This window comes from Saccharomonospora halophila 8, from assembly GCF_000383775.1.
GTDB lineage: Bacteria > Actinomycetota > Actinomycetes > Mycobacteriales > Pseudonocardiaceae > Saccharomonospora > Saccharomonospora halophila.
The window spans coordinates 25,379-27,519 of sequence record NZ_KB912558.1; the positions used below are offsets into that span (position 1 = coordinate 25,379).

The window sequence follows — 2,141 nt, forward strand, 5'->3', positions numbered from 1 at the left end:
CGCAGGCGCGGCCGGACGGGAACGGGCCGCCGCGCATCTGGCCGCGCTGCACGACGACGGCCGCACCGCGCTCGTGCAGCCGTACCAGGCCCGCGTGGACGCCGAGGGGGAGACCGCGCTGGTGTTCTTCGGCGGGGTTTACTCGCACTCCTTCGCCAAGGGTGCCCTGCTCACCGGCCGCGATGCCGGTGGCCGGGGCCCGCACCCGTCGGAGAAGGTGGGCGTGCCCCATCCCCCACCGGGCTGTGCGGCGCTGGCCGAGCAGGCCCTGGACACGGCGGTGGCCCACCTCGGCCTGCGCCGCAGCGACCTGCTCTACGCCCGCGTCGACGTGGTCCGCACCGACGACGGCACTCCCGCGCTGCTGGAGCTGGAGCTCACCGAGCCCTCGCTCGGCCTCGCCCACGCCGACCCGGCGGCCCCACCCCGCTTCGCCTCGGCCATTTCCACGCACCTCACCTGACCGGGTGTGTCGTGAAGGGCACTTTCCCTGCGTCACACGCGGCGAGGGGCACATTCGCTGCGTCACACGCAGGGAAAGTGCCCCTCACGCGGAACGGGTGACCGGAGCGGTCAGGCGCGTTTGGCGGCGAGGCGTTCCGGCCTGGGCCAGCGGACGTTGCGGGCCCAGCCCAGCTTCTCGAACAGCCAGATCACCCGTGCCGAGATGTCGATCTGTCCGCGCAGCACCCCGTGCCGGGCGCAGGTCGGGTCGGCGTGGTGCGAGTTGTGCCACGACTCACCCATCGACAGGATCGCCAGCGGCCAGAAGTTGGCCGCCCGGTCCCGGCTCGCGAACGGGCGCTCACCCACCATGTGGCAGATCGAGTTCACCGACCAGGTGATGTGGTGGGAGAACGCGATCCGCACCAGGCCCGCCCAGAAGAACGCGGTCACCGCGCCCCACCACGACCACGTGATCAGTCCGCCGAGCAGGGCGGGCAGGGCCAGACTCGCCGTGATCCACAGCCAGAAGAAGCGGTTGACCACCGTGAGGTCCCGGTCCGCGAGCAGGTCGGGAGCGAACCGCTCGTAGTTGGTCACCTCGCGGTTGAACATCCAGCCCATGTGCGAGTGCCAGAACCCGCGCAGCAGGGCCGTCGGGGACGTGCCGAACAGCCACGGGGAATGCGGGTCACCCTCCTTGTCCGCGAAGGCGTGATGCCTGCGGTGGCTGGCCACCCAGAAGATGACCGAGCCCTGTACGGCCATGCTGCCCGCGATGGCCAGGAAGATTCGCAGCGGGCGGGTGGTCTTGAACGCGCCGTGCGTGAAGTAGCGGTGGTATCCCACCGTGACCCCGAGGGTGCCGACGGTGTAGAACCCGGCCGCGAGGGCGAGGTCGACCCAGGTCAGACCCCATCCCCAGGCGAAGGGGATCGCGGTCAGCAACGCGACGAACGGGATCAGCAGGAACGCCTTCAGTACGATCATCTGCGCGGTGCCGCGTTCGTCGCCGACCAGCGGCTTCGGCCCGGACCTCGCCGTGTCGGACGCGTGTGCGGTGGAGCTCATCGTTGCGGGTGACCTCGTATCCGTGGTGGAGAAATCGGGGCTCGACTTCAGTGCAGCACAGCGTATCGGTGTCCGCATGCGAACCGGCGGGCGACGTCGCGCGGACGTGCGTCGACCGACCGGACCGGTCAGCGTACCGAGGTGTTTCCGGTGCGCTCCGTTTCCGGGACCCCGGCGGCGTCGGAGGCCGGGCCGCTCGCCGCGCCGGACGCCGGGGTGGCGCTCACCACCGGCCCGCGGTCACGGGTGGCGCACCACAGGGCCGCCGTGGCGACGATCACCAGCATGGAGCCGAGCACGTGCAGCGACACGAGGCCCTCGGGGACACCGAGCCGGTACTGGAGACTGCCGAGGCCGCCCTGGGCGAGGGCGACGAGCCAGACCACGGCGTACCGGCGCCACACGTCGGTCGGTACACCCGCACGCCACCACAGCAGGCCGAGTGCGGCGAGCGAGAGCAAAAACGTCACCAGGAAACCCGCGTGCACCTCCGTCAGCGTCGTGATCGGGGCGTCCAGCCGGGGCACGTCGGGGTCCCCGCCGTGCGGGCCCGCGCCGGTGACGGTGGTCCCGGCGACCAGCGTGCCGGCCAGCGCGAGCACGAGTGCGCCGAGCACGGGACGGCT

2 protein-coding genes and 1 pseudogene are annotated in these 2,141 nt (G+C 71.6%); 1 reads left to right on the plus strand and 2 read right to left on the minus strand.

All coding sequences use genetic code 11. The features are described 5' to 3' along the window. Positions 1-463: pseudogene (locus SACHA_RS22050) on the plus strand (hypothetical protein); the annotation flags it as partial. 110 nt (positions 464-573) lie between these two features. Here the strand turns inward: SACHA_RS22050 and SACHA_RS0113435 are convergent. Beyond that, on the minus strand, positions 574-1,515 hold the full coding sequence (locus SACHA_RS0113435; protein WP_019810608.1) for an acyl-CoA desaturase: 942 nt from the start codon (positions 1,513-1,515) through the stop codon (positions 574-576). A 128-nt stretch (positions 1,516-1,643) separates the two neighbouring features. Continuing rightward, a partial coding sequence (locus tag SACHA_RS25480; RefSeq protein WP_232211881.1) for a COX15/CtaA family protein occupies positions 1,644-2,141 on the minus strand: 498 nt, incomplete at its 5' end.